At 72.8% G+C, this 15,278-nt stretch carries 17 protein-coding genes; 11 read left to right on the forward strand and 6 right to left on the reverse strand.

From position 1 onward, the window contains the following. Positions 1-235: 235 nt before the first annotated feature. The 4 genes from WAB15_RS26140 to hutH all read left to right on the forward strand — a co-directional run bounded on the left by WAB15_RS26140 (position 236) and on the right by hutH (position 5,379). Positions 236-1,390 (forward strand): adenylate/guanylate cyclase domain-containing protein, encoded by a 1,155-nt coding sequence (locus tag WAB15_RS26140; RefSeq protein ID WP_399150181.1) that lies wholly within the window; start codon positions 236-238, stop codon positions 1,388-1,390. Between the two features lie 107 nt (positions 1,391-1,497). Then, positions 1,498-2,292 carry an enoyl-CoA hydratase/isomerase family protein gene (locus WAB15_RS26145; RefSeq protein ID WP_407287745.1) on the forward strand — a complete coding sequence of 265 codons (795 nt, stop codon included), beginning with the start codon at positions 1,498-1,500 and terminating at the stop codon, positions 2,290-2,292. A 303-nt stretch (positions 2,293-2,595) separates the two neighbouring features. After that, the gene (locus WAB15_RS26150; RefSeq protein WP_407289302.1) at positions 2,596-3,723 is read left to right on the forward strand and encodes a diguanylate cyclase domain-containing protein; all 1,128 of its coding nucleotides are present in this window, start codon (positions 2,596-2,598) and stop codon (positions 3,721-3,723) included. Between the two features lie 111 nt (positions 3,724-3,834). Continuing rightward, positions 3,835-5,379: a histidine ammonia-lyase gene (gene hutH, locus WAB15_RS26155; RefSeq protein ID WP_399150179.1), complete on the forward strand. Its 1,545-nt coding sequence runs from the start codon at positions 3,835-3,837 to the stop codon at positions 5,377-5,379. A 157-nt stretch (positions 5,380-5,536) separates the two neighbouring features. Here hutH and WAB15_RS26160 read toward each other — a convergent pair whose 3' ends face one another. Next, positions 5,537-5,920 (reverse strand): hypothetical protein, encoded by a 384-nt coding sequence (locus WAB15_RS26160; RefSeq protein WP_407287746.1) that lies wholly within the window; start codon positions 5,918-5,920, stop codon positions 5,537-5,539. A 109-nt stretch (positions 5,921-6,029) separates the two neighbouring features. Here WAB15_RS26160 and WAB15_RS26165 point away from each other — a divergent pair, with 109 nt between their 5' ends. The 4 genes from WAB15_RS26165 (at position 6,030) to WAB15_RS26180 (ending at position 10,023) form a co-directional block, all read left to right on the forward strand. Continuing rightward, positions 6,030-6,368, forward strand: a complete 339-nt coding sequence (locus tag WAB15_RS26165) for a hypothetical protein (RefSeq protein ID WP_399150177.1) — start codon at positions 6,030-6,032, stop codon at positions 6,366-6,368. A 383-nt stretch (positions 6,369-6,751) separates the two neighbouring features. Next, positions 6,752-8,032, forward strand: a complete 1,281-nt coding sequence (locus WAB15_RS26170) for an Ig-like domain-containing protein (protein WP_407287747.1) — start codon at positions 6,752-6,754, stop codon at positions 8,030-8,032. Positions 8,033-8,274: 242 nt separating this feature from the next. Beyond that, positions 8,275-8,694, forward strand: coding sequence for a winged helix-turn-helix transcriptional regulator (locus WAB15_RS26175; protein ID WP_407287748.1), 420 nt, complete (start codon positions 8,275-8,277; stop codon positions 8,692-8,694). Between the two features lie 78 nt (positions 8,695-8,772). Continuing rightward, positions 8,773-10,023 carry a DUF2786 domain-containing protein gene (locus WAB15_RS26180; protein ID WP_407289303.1) on the forward strand — a complete coding sequence of 417 codons (1,251 nt, stop codon included), beginning with the start codon at positions 8,773-8,775 and terminating at the stop codon, positions 10,021-10,023. A gap of 114 nt (positions 10,024-10,137) precedes the next feature. Here the strand turns inward: WAB15_RS26180 and WAB15_RS26185 are convergent, their stop codons facing one another. Continuing rightward, the gene (locus WAB15_RS26185; protein ID WP_407287749.1) at positions 10,138-10,947 is read right to left on the reverse strand and encodes an AraC family transcriptional regulator; all 810 of its coding nucleotides are present in this window, start codon (positions 10,945-10,947) and stop codon (positions 10,138-10,140) included. A gap of 50 nt (positions 10,948-10,997) precedes the next feature. Between WAB15_RS26185 and WAB15_RS26190 the strand changes: the two genes are divergently transcribed. Next, positions 10,998-11,576 carry a class I SAM-dependent methyltransferase gene (locus WAB15_RS26190; RefSeq protein ID WP_407287750.1) on the forward strand — a complete coding sequence of 193 codons (579 nt, stop codon included), beginning with the start codon at positions 10,998-11,000 and terminating at the stop codon, positions 11,574-11,576. Between the two features lie 68 nt (positions 11,577-11,644). Here WAB15_RS26190 and WAB15_RS26195 read toward each other — a convergent pair whose 3' ends face one another. Then, on the reverse strand, positions 11,645-11,998 hold the full coding sequence (locus WAB15_RS26195; protein WP_407289304.1) for a DUF6247 family protein: 354 nt from the start codon (positions 11,996-11,998) through the stop codon (positions 11,645-11,647). 123 nt (positions 11,999-12,121) lie between these two features. Here WAB15_RS26195 and WAB15_RS26200 point away from each other — a divergent pair, with 123 nt between their 5' ends. Both WAB15_RS26200 and WAB15_RS26205 read left to right on the forward strand, forming a co-directional pair. Beyond that, on the forward strand, positions 12,122-12,865 hold the full coding sequence (locus tag WAB15_RS26200) for a hypothetical protein (RefSeq protein ID WP_407287751.1): 744 nt from the start codon (positions 12,122-12,124) through the stop codon (positions 12,863-12,865). 43 nt (positions 12,866-12,908) lie between these two features. Continuing rightward, positions 12,909-13,160, forward strand: coding sequence for a hypothetical protein (locus WAB15_RS26205; protein WP_407287752.1), 252 nt, complete (start codon positions 12,909-12,911; stop codon positions 13,158-13,160). A gap of 140 nt (positions 13,161-13,300) precedes the next feature. Here WAB15_RS26205 and WAB15_RS26210 read toward each other — a convergent pair whose 3' ends face one another. Genes WAB15_RS26210 through WAB15_RS26220 form a run of 3 tightly spaced genes read right to left on the reverse strand, consistent with a single transcriptional unit; the run spans position 13,301 to position 15,223 of the window. After that, the gene (locus WAB15_RS26210; RefSeq protein WP_407287753.1) at positions 13,301-13,708 is read right to left on the reverse strand and encodes an arsenate reductase ArsC; all 408 of its coding nucleotides are present in this window, start codon (positions 13,706-13,708) and stop codon (positions 13,301-13,303) included. Then, positions 13,701-14,825 carry an ACR3 family arsenite efflux transporter gene (gene arsB, locus WAB15_RS26215; protein ID WP_407287754.1) on the reverse strand — a complete coding sequence of 375 codons (1,125 nt, stop codon included), beginning with the start codon at positions 14,823-14,825 and terminating at the stop codon, positions 13,701-13,703. The genes WAB15_RS26210 and arsB overlap by 8 nt, the downstream gene beginning before the upstream one ends. After that, a complete protein-coding gene (locus tag WAB15_RS26220) occupies positions 14,822-15,223 on the reverse strand; it encodes an ArsR/SmtB family transcription factor (RefSeq protein WP_407287755.1) in 402 nt (133 codons plus the stop codon). Before WAB15_RS26220 ends, arsB begins: the two co-directional genes overlap by 4 nt. Between the last annotated feature and the right edge of the window lie 55 nt (positions 15,224-15,278).

A 15,278-nucleotide genomic window follows, 5' to 3' on the forward strand; every position in this document is an offset into this window, starting at 1 on the left:
CCCCCCACGGCTCCGCCTCGGGTCACCACGACGTACCCGACACAGCGAGCCTTGGCACACCCCCGCCGTGCCGACCGCAACCCCCCACGGCTCCGCCTCGGGCCACCACCACGTACCCGACACAGTGAGCCACGGCACACACCTGCCGTATCGTTGAGGCGGTCCGCCAGGGAGCGGACCACCGGCGAGCAGTGATCGGAAGGGCAGTGCGCAGGGATCGGACAGGGAGCGGCCGGTGACCGCCGACGACTCGGGCGCCGCCCCGCGCGACACGGACACCGAGGACGATGCCGTACGCGACGTGCCCGCGGGCGACCCGCCGGGGGCCGTCGACGAGGGCGACGAGAACAGCATCGCCGTCCGCCTCGAACAACTCATCCTCGGCGCCGACCGCCGCTACACGCCGTTCCAGGCGGCCCGCAGCGCCGGCGTCTCCATGGACCTGGCGGCCCGCTTCTGGCGGGCCATGGGCTTCGCCGACATCGGCCAGGTCAAGGCTCTGACCGAGGCCGACGTACTCGCCCTGCGGCGCCTGGCCGGCCTGGTCGAGGCCGGTCTGCTGAGCGAGGCCATGGCCGTGCAGGTCGCCCGTTCCACGGGCCAGACCACCGCCCGCCTCGCCGACTGGCAGATCGACTCCTTCCTGGAGGGCCTCACCGAGCCCCAGGACTCCGGTCTGACCCGTACGGAGATCACCTATCCGCTGGTGGAGCTGCTCCTGCCGGAGCTGGAGGAGTTCCTGGTCTACGTCTGGCGCCGGCAGCTCGCCGCGGCCACCGGCCGGGTCGTTCGGGCTCAGGACGACGTCGAGATGGTCGACCGCCGGCTCGCCGTCGGCTTCGCGGACCTGGTGGGCTTCACCCGCCTGACCCGCCGTCTGGAGGAGGAGGAACTGGGCGAGCTGGTGGAGGCGTTCGAGACCACCTGCTCGGACCTGGTGGCCGCGCACGGCGGACGGCTCATCAAGACCCTCGGCGACGAGGTGCTCTTCTCCGCCGACGACGCCGGGATCGCCGCCGAGATCGGGCTGCGGCTGATCGAGACGATGAGCCACGACGAGACGATGCCGGAGCTGCGGGTCGGCATCGCCTTCGGCACGGTGACGACCCGGATGGGCGATGTCTTCGGCACGACCGTCAATCTGGCCAGCCGGCTCACCTCGATAGCCCCGAAGGACACCGTCCTGGTGGACGAGGCCTTCGCGGAGGAACTCGGCCGGATCGGTGACGCGCCGGTCTCCGAGGCGGACGCCGCGGCCGCGGAGAAGGCGGCCGAGGAGGGCACGGGCGAGGCACCGCCGTCCTACCGCTTCGCGCTCCAGCCGATGTGGCAGCGGCCGGTGCGCGGCCTGGGCGTCGTGGAGCCGTGGCTGCTGACCCGGCGCGGCTGATCGGCGCCGGCGCCGCGACGAGCGCCCCGACCCCTGTCCCGCCGGGCTCCCGCCTGGCATGATCCCCCTGTCGAGCAGGTCAACGTTCGTTAACACGGGAGGGTTCCATGCAGCGGTTCGGCGCGGACGAGTGGGTCGGCATCGAGCGCCATGGCTTCGTGGCGGAACTGGTCATGGACCGCCCCAAGGCCATGAACGCGGTCTCGACGGCGATGGCCGACGCCCTGTCACAGGCCTGCTCCGAGCTGGCCGCGGACCGCTCCGTACGGGCGGTGGTGCTCACCTCCAGCCACGAGCGGGCGTTCTGCGTCGGCGCGGACCTCAAGGAGCGCAACTCCTTCACGGACGCGGACCTGATGCGCCAGCGCCCGCACACCCGCGCCGCCTACACGGGCGTACTGGAGCTGCCGGTGCCCACCATCGCCGCGGTGCACGGCTTCGCGCTCGGCGGCGGCTTCGAGCTGGCGCTGGCCTGCGACCTGATCGTCGCGGACGGCACCGCGGTGGTCGGGCTGCCGGAGGTGTCGGTGGGCGTCATCCCCGGCGGGGGCGGCACCCAGCTGCTGCCGCGCCGGGTGGGCGCCGCGCGGGCGGCCGAGCTGATCTTCACCGCCCGGCGGGTGCCGGCGGCCGAGGCGGCCGAGCTGGGGCTCGTCGACCAACTGGTGGCGGACGGTCAGGACCGGGCCGAGGCGCTGGCGCTGGCCGCGACGATCGCCCGCAACTCGCCGGTCGGCCTGCGTGCCGCCAAGCGCGCGCTGCGCCTGGGGCACGGTCTGGACCTGCGCACCGGCCTGGACCTGGAGGACGGCGCCTGGCGCAGCGTGGCCTTCTCCGGGGACCGCGCGGAGGGCGTGGCGGCCTTCAACGAGAAGCGGGACCCGCAGTGGCCCGGTGAGTGAGTCCCGGTGATCGAGGCGCGGTGTATGAGGCTCCGCGTGTAAGGCCCGGTGAGTGGGCCGGGCCGCCACGGCCGGCCCGTCGCCGGTGACGCACCGTAACCGATCCCCTCTCGCCCCCGTTTCGGCCCCCACCAGCCACGACGTGGATAACGCCCCGGTGTCATTCCCGCACTCAAAGGGGCGAAAGGGGCTAAACATTCCTACGCTGTAATACAGAGCGTGCTCACGGTGACGGAATGTGAGGATCCGGTGACGGGCGAGGGCGATGCGAGGCTGCGGGCAGTGGTGGAGCTGGCGCAGGCGATGGCGGCCGCGCACACTCCGCGTGAATCGGCGTACGCCGCGGCCCAGGGCGTACGCCTGGCCCTGGGCGGCTCCTTCGCGGCGATCTCGAAGTGGGAGCGGGAGCTGGGCAAGCTCCGGGTGCTGGTCAACGTCGGCGAACTCGCCGAGGGCGAGGAGGAGTTCCCGGAGGACGAGAGCTACCCCGTGCACGAGTTCCCGGAGATCGTCGGCTTTCTGCACGAGCAGTGGGCCGGCGGCGGCGAGCCCAGCGCCTGGGTGGAGACGGCCGAGGTGGATCCGCCTCCGGGGGACCCCGGGGTCGGCGGGCCGGAGGGCGGCCGGGACGGCCCCTACAACCACCAGCGGGTGGCCGCGCTGCGCCGCCGCGGCCGGGGCTGCTGCGTGGTCGCCCCGATCGTGCTGCACGGCCGGGCGTGGGGCGAGCTGTATGTCGCCCGGCGCACCGCGGAGCCCGTCTTCGGCCGGGCGGACGCCGACTTCGCCAGCGTGCTCGCCGCCGTGACGGCCGCCGGGATCGCCCAGACCGAGCGGCTGGCCGAGGCCCGTCGGCTGGCGTTCACCGACGCGCTGACCGGCCTCGCCAACCGCCGGGCCGTCGATATGCGGCTGGACGAGGCGCTGGAGCTGCACCGCGGCGAGGGCGCGGTGGTCAGCCTGGTGGTGTGCGATCTCAACGGGCTCAAGCGGGTGAACGACTCGCGCGGCCACGCGGTGGGCGACCGGCTGTTGGAGCGGTTCGGGTCGGTGCTCTCGCTGTGCGGCGCGATGCTGCCCGGCACGCTCGCCGCCCGGCTCGGCGGCGACGAGTTCTGCCTGCTCGCGGTGGGCCCGCCGGCCGACGAGGTGGTCAAGGCGGCCGCCGAGCTGTGCCGGCGGGCCGGGGAGCTGGACCTCGGCGAGGGGGTCGCGGTGGGGGTCGCCTCGACCGGTGACCCGATCGGACCGGTGCGCAGCGGCCGCCGCCTCTTCCGGCTCGCGGACGCCGCGCAGTACAAGGCCAAGGCGGCGGGCTCGGGCGAGCCGGTGGTCGCCGGCCGGCACGGCGGCCGGGACGACCCGGTCGTACGGCTCGCCGACGCCCCGGACCGGCGGCCGGGGCCGGAGCGCCGGCGCTTCAGGAGGTGAGGCGGTAGATCCTTGGGCGGTGCCGCCGGCCGCTCGCGGTCACACCCGGTAAGGGGTGATCCGGAAATCCGGTGGTGACATCCGGCGATTCAGTCTCTAGGGTTCCTGAATATGGATATGCACACTGTGGTGCTGGGGACGTCCGGCACGACCGCACAGGACGTCATCGCGGTGGCCCGCGGCGCGGCCCGGATCGAGCTGTCCGAGGAGGCCCTCGCGGCCGTCGCCGTCTCCCGCGCCTTCATCGACGAACTCGCCGCCAAGCCCGACCCCGTCTACGGCGTCTCCACCGGCTTCGGCGCCCTGGCCGTACGGCACATCAGCCCCGAGCTGCGGGCCCAGCTCCAGCGCAACATCGTGCGCTCGCACGCGGCCGGCATGGGCCCGCGGGTCGAGCGCGAGGTGGTCCGGGCGCTGATGTTCCTGCGGCTGAAGACCCTCGCCTCCGGGCACACCGGCGTCCGCCCGCTGGTCGTCGAGACCATGGCCGCGATACTCAACGCCGGCATCACCCCGGTCGTCCACGAGTACGGCTCCCTCGGCTGCTCCGGCGACCTCGCACCGCTCTCGCACTGCGCGCTGACGCTGATGGGCGAGGGCGAGGCGGAGGGCCCCGACGGCGTCGTACGCCCGGCCGGTGAGCTGCTGGCCGCGCACGGCATCGCACCCGTCGAACTGCGCGAGAAGGAGGGCCTGGCCCTCCTCAACGGCACCGACGGCATGCTCGGCATGCTCGTGATGGCCTGCGCCGACCTCGCGCGGCTCTTCACCTCCGCCGACATCACCGCGGCCCTCTCCCTGGAGGCGCTGCTCGGCACGGACAAGGTCCTCGCGCCCGAGCTGCACGCCATCCGCCCGCATCCCGGGCAGGCCGCCTCGGCCGCCAACATGCTGAAGGTGCTGTCCGGTTCGGGCTTCACCGGGCACCACCAGGACGACGCCCCGCGCGTCCAGGACGCCTACTCCATCCGCTGCGCCCCGCAGGTCGCCGGCGCCGGCCGGGACACCCTGGACCACGCCCGCCTGGTCGCCGACCGCGAGCTGGCGTCCGCGGTCGACAACCCGGTGGTGCTCCCCGACGGCCGGGTGGAGTCCAACGGCAACTTCCACGGCGCCCCCGTCGCCTATGTCCTGGACTTCCTGGCCATCGCCGCCGCCGACCTCGGCTCGATCGCCGAGCGCCGCACCGACCGGCTGCTGGACAAGAACCGCTCCCACGGGCTGCCCGCCTTCCTGGCCGGCGACCCGGGCGTCGACTCCGGCCTGATGATCGCCCAGTACACCCAGGCCGCGCTGGTCAGCGAGTTGAAGCGGCTGGCCGCGCCCGCTTCGGTGGACTCCATCCCGTCCTCCGCCATGCAGGAGGACCACGTCTCGATGGGCTGGTCGGCGGCGCGCAAGCTGCGCACCGCCGTCGACAACCTGACCCGGATCGTCGCCGTCGAGCTGTACGCGGCGACCCGCGCGATCGAGATGCGCGAGGGCCTGACGCCGGCGCCCGCCAGCCGCGCGGTACTGGACGCGGTACGCGCCGCGGGCATCCAGGGACCGGGCGAGGACCGCTTCCTGGCACCGGACCTGGAGGCCGCGTACGCGTTCGTACGGGCCGGAAAGCTGGTGACGGCGGCGGAGTCGGTCACGGGGGAGTTGGCTTAAGGAGCGCGGCCGAGGCGCGGCGCTCACCGCCGGAATACTCTCCGCAACCGCCGCGTTGTGGCCCCGCAGGGGGCGCTCGCAACCCCTACGGGATCTGTTCGCCCCACCCCTAAGGCCCCGGGACCGCCCCCGGGGCCTTGCCCGTGGACGTGGGTCGTCAGGCCGTCTCGTCGGGGGCGCGGCGTACGGAGTAGGCGACCAGTGCGGCGCCGAGCGCGAGGAAGCCGGCGCCGCCGACCACGTACGGGGTGGTGTCCGGGCTGCCGGTGTCGGCGAGGAAGTGCTTGGGGGCGGTGGGGTCGGGGGCCTTGGCGTCGCTCCCCGCGCGGCTCACCCGGTCCGGCCCGTCCGCCGGGCCCGACCGGTCCGTCAGTCCCGAGTCGTCCGCCAGTCCCGGTGCGGCCGGCGCGGAAGCCGTCCGCAGGCCGGAATCTGTCGCTCCGTCAGTGCCCACGATCGCGTTGGCGGACGGTACGAACCACAAGGCGAACAGTACCGATCCCGCGGCGGTGGCGGTCAGCAGTGGTCGTCGTGCGGTCACGAAAGCGATCCCCTTTGTGGGTTCGGCGAATTGGCCGTTGAGCGCAGATGTTAGTGACCGCCGCGGGTCGCGGGGAAGTCGGGACCCGTCCGTGCCTAACCTCCGTGCTATGAGCAATGGTGAGACATCACGTTTTGTGCGGCTTCATGTCGAACTGATCATGGAGGTCACCGACGCCGGGCAGCTGACCGGCGCCGCCCTGGAGCACATCGACGGCGACCCGTCGCTGCCGGACGAGGAGCGCAGGCAGTCCCGGGAGACCGTCAAGGAGGACCCGGCGGAGGCGCTGGCCCACCTGGTCGACCCGTTCGACCTCGTCACCGCGGTGCCGGGCACGGAACTCGCCCAGGCCTCGTGGAGCAGCGAGGAGCTGACCGACTACGACCCCGAAGCCGAGTGGGACGCGGCGGAGTGGGATCTGGCGGACGATGCGGACGGGGAGGGCTGACACCGGGCACCGCTCCCGCACCCCCACCGGCCACGGCCCCCGTGCGGCGCTCCCGCCCGTACGGGGGTCGATTACGTGGAGTGGGCCGCCGACGGGCCCGGACGCCTCGGGCAATGCACTCCGCGTGATCGGCCGGAGCGCTTTCGGTAGGGCCCGCCCCGGTCCGTCGGAGGCCCGCCCCGACCCACCGGAGCGCCCGCCCCGACCCGCCGGACGGTCCCGGCACGGACGGGTCCCCATAGTGGCCTACCCCACACTTTTCGGGCGAATGGAACGGGCGAAACGGAAAAGGCGTTCACATGGCGTCGGCCGGAATGGCGGCGTCCAGATATGCCTTCGCTCAGTTGGCAGTCAGCTCGGGGAAAGATGCGAATTCGGTAGCAATGGAGATGCGTGTGATGACGGACGGCAAGCGCCGCAACAGCCTCATAGCCAGTGCCGCGCTGCTCGGGGGCGTAATCACGCTGACGGCGTGTGGCGCCAGCAGCGCGGCCGACGGAGGCGGTGTCGGCGCCGGAGCCACCCGTCACGAGAGCGCCCAGCAGGTCGACGAGGCGGCCGCCAAGGACGTCTCCGACGCCAAGATCACCATCTTGCCGAAGGACGGCGACACCCACGCGAGCCTCAGCAAGCCCGCCAAGGTCACGGTCAGTGGCGGACGGCTCACCGACGTCACCATGACCTCGGTCGAGTCCGGCCGGACGGTCGAGGGCACGCTGTCGGCCGACGGCACCTCCTGGCAGCCGGACCGGCCGCTGAGCCGCTCGACGAAGTACAAGGTCACCGCGCGTGCGGTGGACTCCCACGGCCGCAAGGCGGTGGAGAACTCCAGCTTCACCACGCTCACCCCGTCCAGCAGCTTCATCGGGAACTTCACGCCCGAGGACGGCTCGACCGTCGGCGTCGGCATGCCGGTGTCGATCAACTTCGACAAGCCGATCAAGAACAAGGCCGCCGTGGAGTCCGTGATCAATGTTTCGGCGAGCAGCAACCAGCGCGTCATCGGCCACTGGTTCAGCGACACCCGGCTGGACTTCCGCCCCCAGGAGTACTGGCAGGCGAACTCCGAGGTCACCATGGAACTCGGCCTGAGCGGCGTCGAGGCCTCGCCGGGCGTCAGGGGCATCCAGAGCAAGACCGTCAGCTTCCACGTCGGCCGTGCGCAGGTCAGCACCGTCGACACCAAGACGCACCAGATGACCGTGGTGCGCGACGGCCGGGTCGTGAAGACCATCCCGATCTCGGCCGGCGGCAAGGAGAACCCGACCTACAACGGCGACATGGTCATCTCCGAGCGGTTCAAGCAGACCCGGATGGACGGCTCGACGGTCGGCTTCAAGAAGAAGAACGGCAAGGGCGAGTACGACATCCCCGACGTGCCGCACGCCATGCGCCTGTCGGCCTCCGGCACCTTCATCCACGGCAACTACTGGGGCAAGGGCATCTTCGGCACCGCCAACACCAGCCACGGCTGCATCGGCCTTCAGGACGTCAAGGGCGCCGACGACCCCAAGACGGACGGCGCCTGGTTCTTCAACCACTCGCGGACCGGCGACGTGGTGAAGGTGGTCAACTCCCCGGACCGCACCGTCAAGCCCGACAACGGCCTCAACGGCTGGAACATGGACTGGTCGCAGTGGGTCGCGGGCAGCGCCCTGCAGTGATCCGCGGGCGGCGCCCGCAGTGATCGGTAGCGCGCGGGCGGACGCCCGCCGCGCGACCTGACCGATCGACCGACGCCCGGTGGTGCCGTACACACGGCCCGCCGGGCGTCGCCGTGGTCACGGCCGGCACCCGCCGAACGGGCTGTCGATCACATACCGCCAGCGGCCATGTTTCAGTGGGTGGCCGCCGGTGCGGCGCAACCCTAGGAGGCCCACTCGTGACTCACCGAACGGTTCGGCACGTGCCCGGCCTGCCCGACGACGCCCGGGCCGCGGTGCGCGAGCCGTCCCCCGACTGCCCCGTGGAGATCGCGCTCGGCGCGCTCCGCGGCCGCTGGACCACCCTCGTCGTCCGCGAGCTGCTCCGCGGCCCGCACGCCTACGGCGAACTGGCCGCCGCCCTCCCCGCGCTCTCCGACAAGGTGCTCAGCGACCGGCTCGCCCAGCTCGTCGCCGACGGCGTGGCCCGGCGCGACCGCATCCCCGGCTGGCCGTCCACCGTCCGCTACGAACTCACCTTGCACGGACGGGAGTTGGGGCCCGTGCTGCAGGCCCTCTGGGACTGGGGCGCCGCCGCCGACGGCCTGCGGGAGGCGGCGGAGGGCGGCGCGGTGCCGGGCGCCGCGGTGCCGGCCGGCGGGCCGTGCCGCGAGCGGCCGTAGAGTGACCGGGTGAGCGAACGCGGAGGAAAAGGGCGCGGCGGGGCCCGGTCGTCGGCGGCCGACGAGCTGGTCGCGAAGGTGCTCGGCAGCGTCCGTTACGCACCCGAAGGCGCCCGGGCCGAGGACGCCGTAGAGGCGGGCGCCTCGATGCTGGCCGCCGCCGAGCCCGGCTGGGAGGCGGTGAGCGCGGCGGTGGTCGAGGCCGCCGTGGCGGCGGTGCGGCAGTGCTGGGCGGGCGGCTGGCACCCGGCCGACCTGGAGCGGATCGTCCGGCGTGCGGCACCCGACGCGACGCTGGTGGCGCTGGTCGTCGACGCCGTCGCCGCGGAGCACGCCCGGCCCGCCGCGACCCGCCCCCGGCCCGGCACGCGCTGGTCCGAGCAACTGCGGCGGCTGGGCGCCGAGGTGTGGTGGGAGTCCGACCGCGGCTACCTCGACGCGGTGGCCGCGCGCCGCCGCACCTCCCGCTTCGAGACCGCCTACGACGTGCTGGCGGCGCTGCGCGTGCTCGCCCGGCTGCCCCGCATCACCCCGCTGCCGATCCCGCCCGAGACCGGGACGAGGGCCGCGGCGGGGCGCCGCTCCGGGGACGCCGCCTCGCGCGCCCTGGGGCGCATCCGCGGCCTGCTCGCCAAGGCGGAGGCGACGAACTACGCGCAGGAGGCGGAGGCGCTGTCCGCCAAGGCGCAGGAGCTGATGACCCGGCACAGCATCGACGAGGCGCTCCTCGACACCGCGGACGGCTCGCCGGGTGGGGCGGCCGGCGGCCCGTCGGCGGTCCGCATCGGCATCGAGGGACCGTACGAGCAGGCCAAGGCGCTGCTCCTGGACGCCGTCGCGTCCGCCAACCGCTGCCAGGCCGTCTGGGCCGCCGACGTCGGCTTCTCCACCGTCGTCGGCTTCCCGCCCGACCTGGAGGCGGCCGAGATGCTCTACACCTCCCTGCTGCTGCAGGCCACCACGGCCATGAACCGCGCGGGCGACGATCACGGCCGGGCGCTCAAGGAGCGGGGCGGCGCCCCCGTCGCCGGCGGTCGCTCCCGCCGCACCCGGGACTTCCGCCAGACCTTCCTGGTGGCGTACGCCGACCGCATCCGCGACCGGCTGACGGCGGCCACCGCAGCCGCCACGGCCGCCGCCACCGCCGAGTCCGCCCGGGCGGCCCCGGACCTCCTCCCGGTCCTCGCCGCCCGCGAACTCGCCGTCGAGGAGACCACCGGCGCGCTCTTCCCGGACACCGCCCCGGTCCGCCTCCGCGGCGTCAACGACGCGGCCGGCTGGCACCAGGGCAGGGCCGCCGCGGACCGCGCCCGCCTCGGCGACGGCTGAACCGCACCCGGGTCTTTGCGCTCCGCACTCCTGAGTCCGGTCTCCGCACTCCTGAGTCCGGTCTCCGCGCTCCTGCACCCGGTCATCCGCGCTCCCGGCCCGGCAACGACCGACCTACGGCGCGAAGTACACCCCCGGCGGCACCCCCACCGCACGCCGGAACGCCGCGACGAACGCGCTCGGGGAGGCGTAGCCCACCCGCGCCGCCACGGCCGCGACGGTCGCACCGCCGGCCAGCAGCGGCATCGCGGCCTGCAACCGCACCCGGGTGCGCCACTGCCCGTACGGCATACCGGTGTCGGCCACGAACGCGCGGGCCAGCGTCCGTCCGCTCGCGCCCACCCGGGCGCCCCACTCCGCCAGCGTCCGCCCGTCCGCCGGATCGGCGCGCAGCGCCTCCGCGACCCGGCGCGCCCGCGGGTCGCGGGGCATCGGGGCCTGCACCGTCGCCACCGACACCGGGCGCAGCTGGTCCAGGACGACGGCCTCGGCCCGTTCGCGGGCGGCGGCGGTCAGGGTGTCGTCCGCCAGATAGCAGATCAGCTCGCGCAGCAGCGGTGAGACGCCGACGACGGTGGGCGCCGACCAGCCGACGGGGCAGCGCCCGGGCAGGAAGTACAGGCTGCGGAAGAGCGCCGGACCGGCGGCGCCGGTGGCGTGCCGGGTCCCGGCCGGGATCCACAGCGCCATCGACGGCGGCAGCACCCAGGTGCTGCCGACGGCCCGCACGGCCAGCACGCCCCTTCCCGCCCAGGCGAGTTGATGGTGCTCGTGGCGATGGCGCTCGAACCACTGCCCGCCGTCCATCGCGAAGCTCCCCACGACGACGGCCGCGCCGGCGGGCGGCCCCGCCGGCGCCACCCGCCCGGCCGGCCCCTCGTGCCCGTCCTGCTGCGCACCGCTGTCCGTCCTGCGATACAACATGTCCCCCTGTCGCGTGGTGGTCGGCCCGAGCCGCTCCCTACCCTCGGCGCATGCCTTCCATGAACCGATATCACCAGTGGCTGTGCAGCTCCCGGATATGGGCCCGCGCGGTGGAGAAGGACCTGTTGCCCTGGGCCCTCGACGAGGTGCAACTGGGCGCCGACACCTTGGAGATCGGCCCCGGATACGGCGCCACGACGCGGGTCCTGGAGCGCCGGACCGGCGGCCGGCTGAGCGTCCTGGAAGTCGACCGGGACGCGGCGGAGCGGCTGCGCGCGCAGTACGGCGACCGGATCGCGGTCGTCCACGGCGACGGCACCGCGATGCCGCTCCCGGACGCCTCCTTCGACACCGTCGTCTGCTTCACGATGCTGCACCACGTGCCCACGCCGCGGCAGCAGGACCGACTCTTCGCCGAGGCGCTGCGGGTACTGCGCCCCGGCGGCGTCTTCGCAGGCTGCGACGGCCGCGCAAGCCGCGGCTTCCGCCTCGTCCACCTGCGCGACACCTACGTCCCCGTACCGCCCGAGACCCTCCCGTCCCGCCTCCGCACAGCAGGCTTCGCCGCCCCCGGAATCAGCGTCACCCTCACCAAGGACCACTTCCGCTTCCGCGCGATCCGGCCGTGACGCTTGCCGGCCGAATCCCCCGATCCCTCCCCCGATCCACCCGCCGCCCTCCCAGCGCCGGTCGGCGCTCACCGGGCCGGGAGGCCGATGGCGGCGTGGGCCTCGTCCAGGATCCGGCCGATCTCGGCGGCGGCCTGCCGTGCCTGAGCCGCGTTGCCGGACTCGGCGGCGTCCTCCCACCGGCGGAGGTCCGCGGCCGCGTCGGGCCGGCGCTGGATGTGGACATGGACGGCCCACTGGGCGATGAACCGCTGGAGCGGCGCCAGATCGGAGCCCTGCCGGGACTGGTCGGCCGCTTGATCCAACTCCCGGGTGAAGGCCGGCAGCGCTGCGGGCGCGATCTGACTGATGGCCTGCCACAGCGCGGCAACCGTGGCAGGGGGCTGGGGAATGAGTAGCTGCCCAGCGCCGGAGGTGGTCATTGCTGCTCCCATGGGCGCGATTGTCCGAGGCCGCCTGCCGCGGCGGTGGCGACCGAGCGGATCCGGTCGTGGCCCTCTTACCCTTGAACTGGGGCACAGACCGACCTCGCCGGGGTGATGGAGATGCTCGACCTTTCCTCCGCGCTGTCCGATATCCCGCCCCTACGGGGCCAGGCGCCATGGCCCCATCACGAATACGTCAAGGGCTGGGGTGTCTTCGGGCTGCCCTTTGATTCCGGTCATGTCCTCGCCCTGCGCGTTTTTCCGGAGAACTGCTTCGGTCCCTACCGCACGTTGTGGCATCGCGATCCGAACGGCAACTGGTCGATTCATGTCGACGGGCCACGACTGCACACCGCATGCCCCAGGTATTACGGCGCCGCCTGCGTTCACACCGGGTACAGCCGGATCGGGCTCACGTGGACGGGCCCTGCCACTTTGCGGGTCACGGTGGATTCCCCCTCCCTGGACTGGACCCTCACCGCGTCCGCGACACGACTCCTCAGTCTCCTCAACGGCATCAGTGGGGCGCTGCCGCTCGCCACCTGGCGCCCCCGACTCCTGGTGCGGGCTCGCGAGCGCCTGGCCCGTGCGCTGGGAATGGGGGACCTCCAGCTGTCCGGCACGATGCCGAGCGGTCACACCGGAACACTCATGCCCCAGCGGATGTATTTCGTCGACGACTCACATGCCACGTTCGACGGCGTCGACCTCGGGCGCCCGGTCCGGCTGACGGAGAACCCGCGCATCGGTGACGTGCCGCTGCCGGCCCGCGGGGTTCTGGCCATCGGCCAGGCGGCATGGAAGATCCTCGACCCGGCGGAATACGAACGCACTCGTATCGAGACCGCCCCCGCCGACCGGTGAACCCCGGCCGCACCATCCGCGCCGACTGCTCATGCCGCCCGACATGACCGACTGGACCTCGGCCGGGCCGAGGAACACCGTCGTCGTGCACCCCGACGACATGCCGGATCTGCGGCTTGTGAACGAGGGAGGTCCGCTCTGGGGCTGTTGTGGCCCGCTCGGTACGGGGGGCCGCAACATGGCGTGCGGATGCGGTGCCCTCGTCGCCACCCTGGCCGCCGACTGCATAGGCCCGCACGAGCCCCACCTCGATCCGCTGCGGACCTACGCGTTCGATGCGGAGGAGGCGGGCTGAACCGAGCGGCCGGTGTCGCCGCCGGGCCGGGCATGCCTCAGTCGTCGGCGCTGGGCACTGCCACCGGGCACGAGACGCACGGGCCGCCGATCCCGCAGCAACCCGAGGGGGCCTTGTCGAGGTACTGCGGGTGGCATCGCTCAGTCGGTGAGTTCGGTCAGCAGCTCCCGGATGCGGGCCTGGATCTCGTCGCGGATCGGACGGACGGCTTCCAAGCCCTGGCCCGCCGGGTCCGCCAGCTTCCAGTCGAGGTACCGCTTGCCGGGGAAGATCGGGCAGGCGTCGCCACAGCCCATGGTGATCACCACGTCGGAGGCCTGCACCGCCTCGGTAGTCAGGACTCTCGGTGTCTCGGCGGAGAGATCGATGCCGACCTCGGCCATCGCCTGGACGACGGCCGGGTTGACGGTGTCGGCGGGGGCGGAGCCGGCCGAGCGGACCTCGACCGTGCCGTGGGAGAGGTGGGTGAGGAAGGCGGCGGCCATCTGGGAGCGTCCGGCGTTGTGGACGCACACGAACAGCACCGATGGCTTGCGGGAGTCAGTCATGGACGTGCTCCTGGAGACCGGCCGGCACGGCGGCCGGGGCGTGGGTTTCGGGGAAGAGGCGACGGGCGGCCAGGGCGACATGGACCAGTGCGATCAGCACCGGCACCTCGATGAGGGGGCCGACGACACCGGCCAGCGCTTGGCCGGAGGAAGCTCCGAATGTCGCGATGGCGACGGCGATGGCCAGCTCGAAGTTGTTGCCGGCCGCGGTGAAGGCCAGCGTGGTCGTCCGCGGGTAGCTCAGGCCGACAGCCTTGCCCAAGGCCATGGACCCGGCCCACATGACGGCGAAATACACCAGCAGCGGCAGTGCGATACGCGCGACGTCCAGCGGGCGGGAGGTGATCGCGTTCCCCTGGAGGGCGAACAGCACGACGATGGTGAAGAGAAGTCCCCACAGGGCGAACGGGCCGATGCGGGGGATCAGCTTCGTCTCGTACCAGGCGCGTCCCTTGGCCTTCTCGCCCAGACGGCGGGTGAGGAACCCGGCGGCGAGCGGGATGCCGAGGAAGATCAGTACGCTGCGGGCGATGTCCCACACGCTGACGTTCAACCCGGTCTGTTGCAGTCCGAGCCAGCCGGGCAGGACCGAGAGGTAGAACCAGCCCAGCAGGCTGAAGGCGAGGACCTGGAAGACGGAGTTCAGAGCGACCAGGACGGCGGCGGCTTCGCGGTCGCCGCAGGCCAGGTCGTTCCAGATGATGACCATGGCGATGCAGCGGGCCAGCCCGACGATGATCAACCCGGTCCGGTACTCCGGCAGGTCGGGTAGGAAGATCCACGCGAGCGCGAACATCACGGCCGGGCCGAGAATCCAGTTGATCACCAGGGAGGGGATCAGCAGGCGGCGGTCGCGGGTGACGGTGTCCAGACGGTCGTAGCGGACCTTGGCCAGCACCGGATACATCATCACCAGCAACCCGAGCGCGATCGGCAGGGAGACGCCGGTGAGGGTCACCTTCGCCAGCGCGTCCCCCAGCCCCGGGACCAGTCGGCCCAGTCCGAGGCCGGCCGCCATGGCCAGCAGGATCCACACCGCCAGGAAGCGGTCCAGGAAGGACAGTTGGGCTGCGACCGGCCCCGCGGTCGCAGGCTCAGCCGATGTCTTCGCGTTCATGAGGCAGCCCCGGCAGGCGACTCGACGGGCGGGGGGAGGGGCTGCCCGGCAGGGCGGGTCAGGATGCCCGCCAACCGGTCCGTCATCTCCGGCAGCAGCCGGTAGTACACCCATGTCCCGCGGCGTTCGGAGTCGATCAGTCCGGCCTGCTTCAGGAGCTTGAGGTGATGGGAGATCGTCGGCTGGGACAGGTCGAAGGCGGGCGTCAGGTCGCACACGCACACCTCGCCGCCGGCCCGGGAGGCGATCATCGACAGCAGCCGCAGGCGCACCGGATCCCCGAGGGCTTTGAAAACCTTGGCCAGCTCGGTGGCCTGGTCCTCGTCCAGTGGTGCGGCCAGCAGCCCTGGGCAGCACTCCCGGGTTCGGCCGATCACCTCAAGCTCTTGTTTCGACATACGCCTATGTTGACGAACTTCGATCCAAGGCGCAAGCTTGCATCGATGGATATCA

This window comes from Streptomyces sirii (assembly GCF_045690365.1).
Lineage (GTDB): Bacteria > Actinomycetota > Actinomycetes > Streptomycetales > Streptomycetaceae > Streptomyces > Streptomyces sirii.

Excerpts from the sequence above, each read along its gene's own strand:
- WAB15_RS26145 (WP_407287745.1), top strand. The coding sequence starts at position 1,498 with ATGCAGCGGTTCGGCGCGGACGAGTGGGTCGGCATCGAGCGCCATGGC.
- WAB15_RS26150 (WP_407289302.1), top strand. The coding sequence starts at position 2,596 with ATGGCGGCCGCGCACACTCCGCGTGAATCGGCGTACGCCGCGGCCCAG.
- hutH (WP_399150179.1), top strand. The coding sequence starts at position 3,835 with ATGGATATGCACACTGTGGTGCTGGGGACGTCCGGCACGACCGCACAG.
- WAB15_RS26165 (WP_399150177.1), top strand. The coding sequence starts at position 6,030 with ATGAGCAATGGTGAGACATCACGTTTTGTGCGGCTTCATGTCGAACTG.
- WAB15_RS26170 (WP_407287747.1), top strand. The coding sequence starts at position 6,752 with ATGGAGATGCGTGTGATGACGGACGGCAAGCGCCGCAACAGCCTCATA.
- WAB15_RS26185 (WP_407287749.1), bottom strand. The coding sequence starts at position 10,947 with ATGTTGTATCGCAGGACGGACAGCGGTGCGCAGCAGGACGGGCACGAG.
- WAB15_RS26190 (WP_407287750.1), top strand. The coding sequence starts at position 10,998 with ATGCCTTCCATGAACCGATATCACCAGTGGCTGTGCAGCTCCCGGATA.
- WAB15_RS26195 (WP_407289304.1), bottom strand. The coding sequence starts at position 11,998 with ATGACCACCTCCGGCGCTGGGCAGCTACTCATTCCCCAGCCCCCTGCC.
- WAB15_RS26200 (WP_407287751.1), top strand. The coding sequence starts at position 12,122 with ATGCTCGACCTTTCCTCCGCGCTGTCCGATATCCCGCCCCTACGGGGC.
- WAB15_RS26205 (WP_407287752.1), top strand. The coding sequence starts at position 12,909 with ATGACCGACTGGACCTCGGCCGGGCCGAGGAACACCGTCGTCGTGCAC.
- WAB15_RS26210 (WP_407287753.1), bottom strand. The coding sequence starts at position 13,708 with ATGACTGACTCCCGCAAGCCATCGGTGCTGTTCGTGTGCGTCCACAAC.
- arsB (WP_407287754.1), bottom strand. The coding sequence starts at position 14,825 with ATGAACGCGAAGACATCGGCTGAGCCTGCGACCGCGGGGCCGGTCGCA.
- WAB15_RS26220 (WP_407287755.1), bottom strand. The coding sequence starts at position 15,223 with ATGTCGAAACAAGAGCTTGAGGTGATCGGCCGAACCCGGGAGTGCTGC.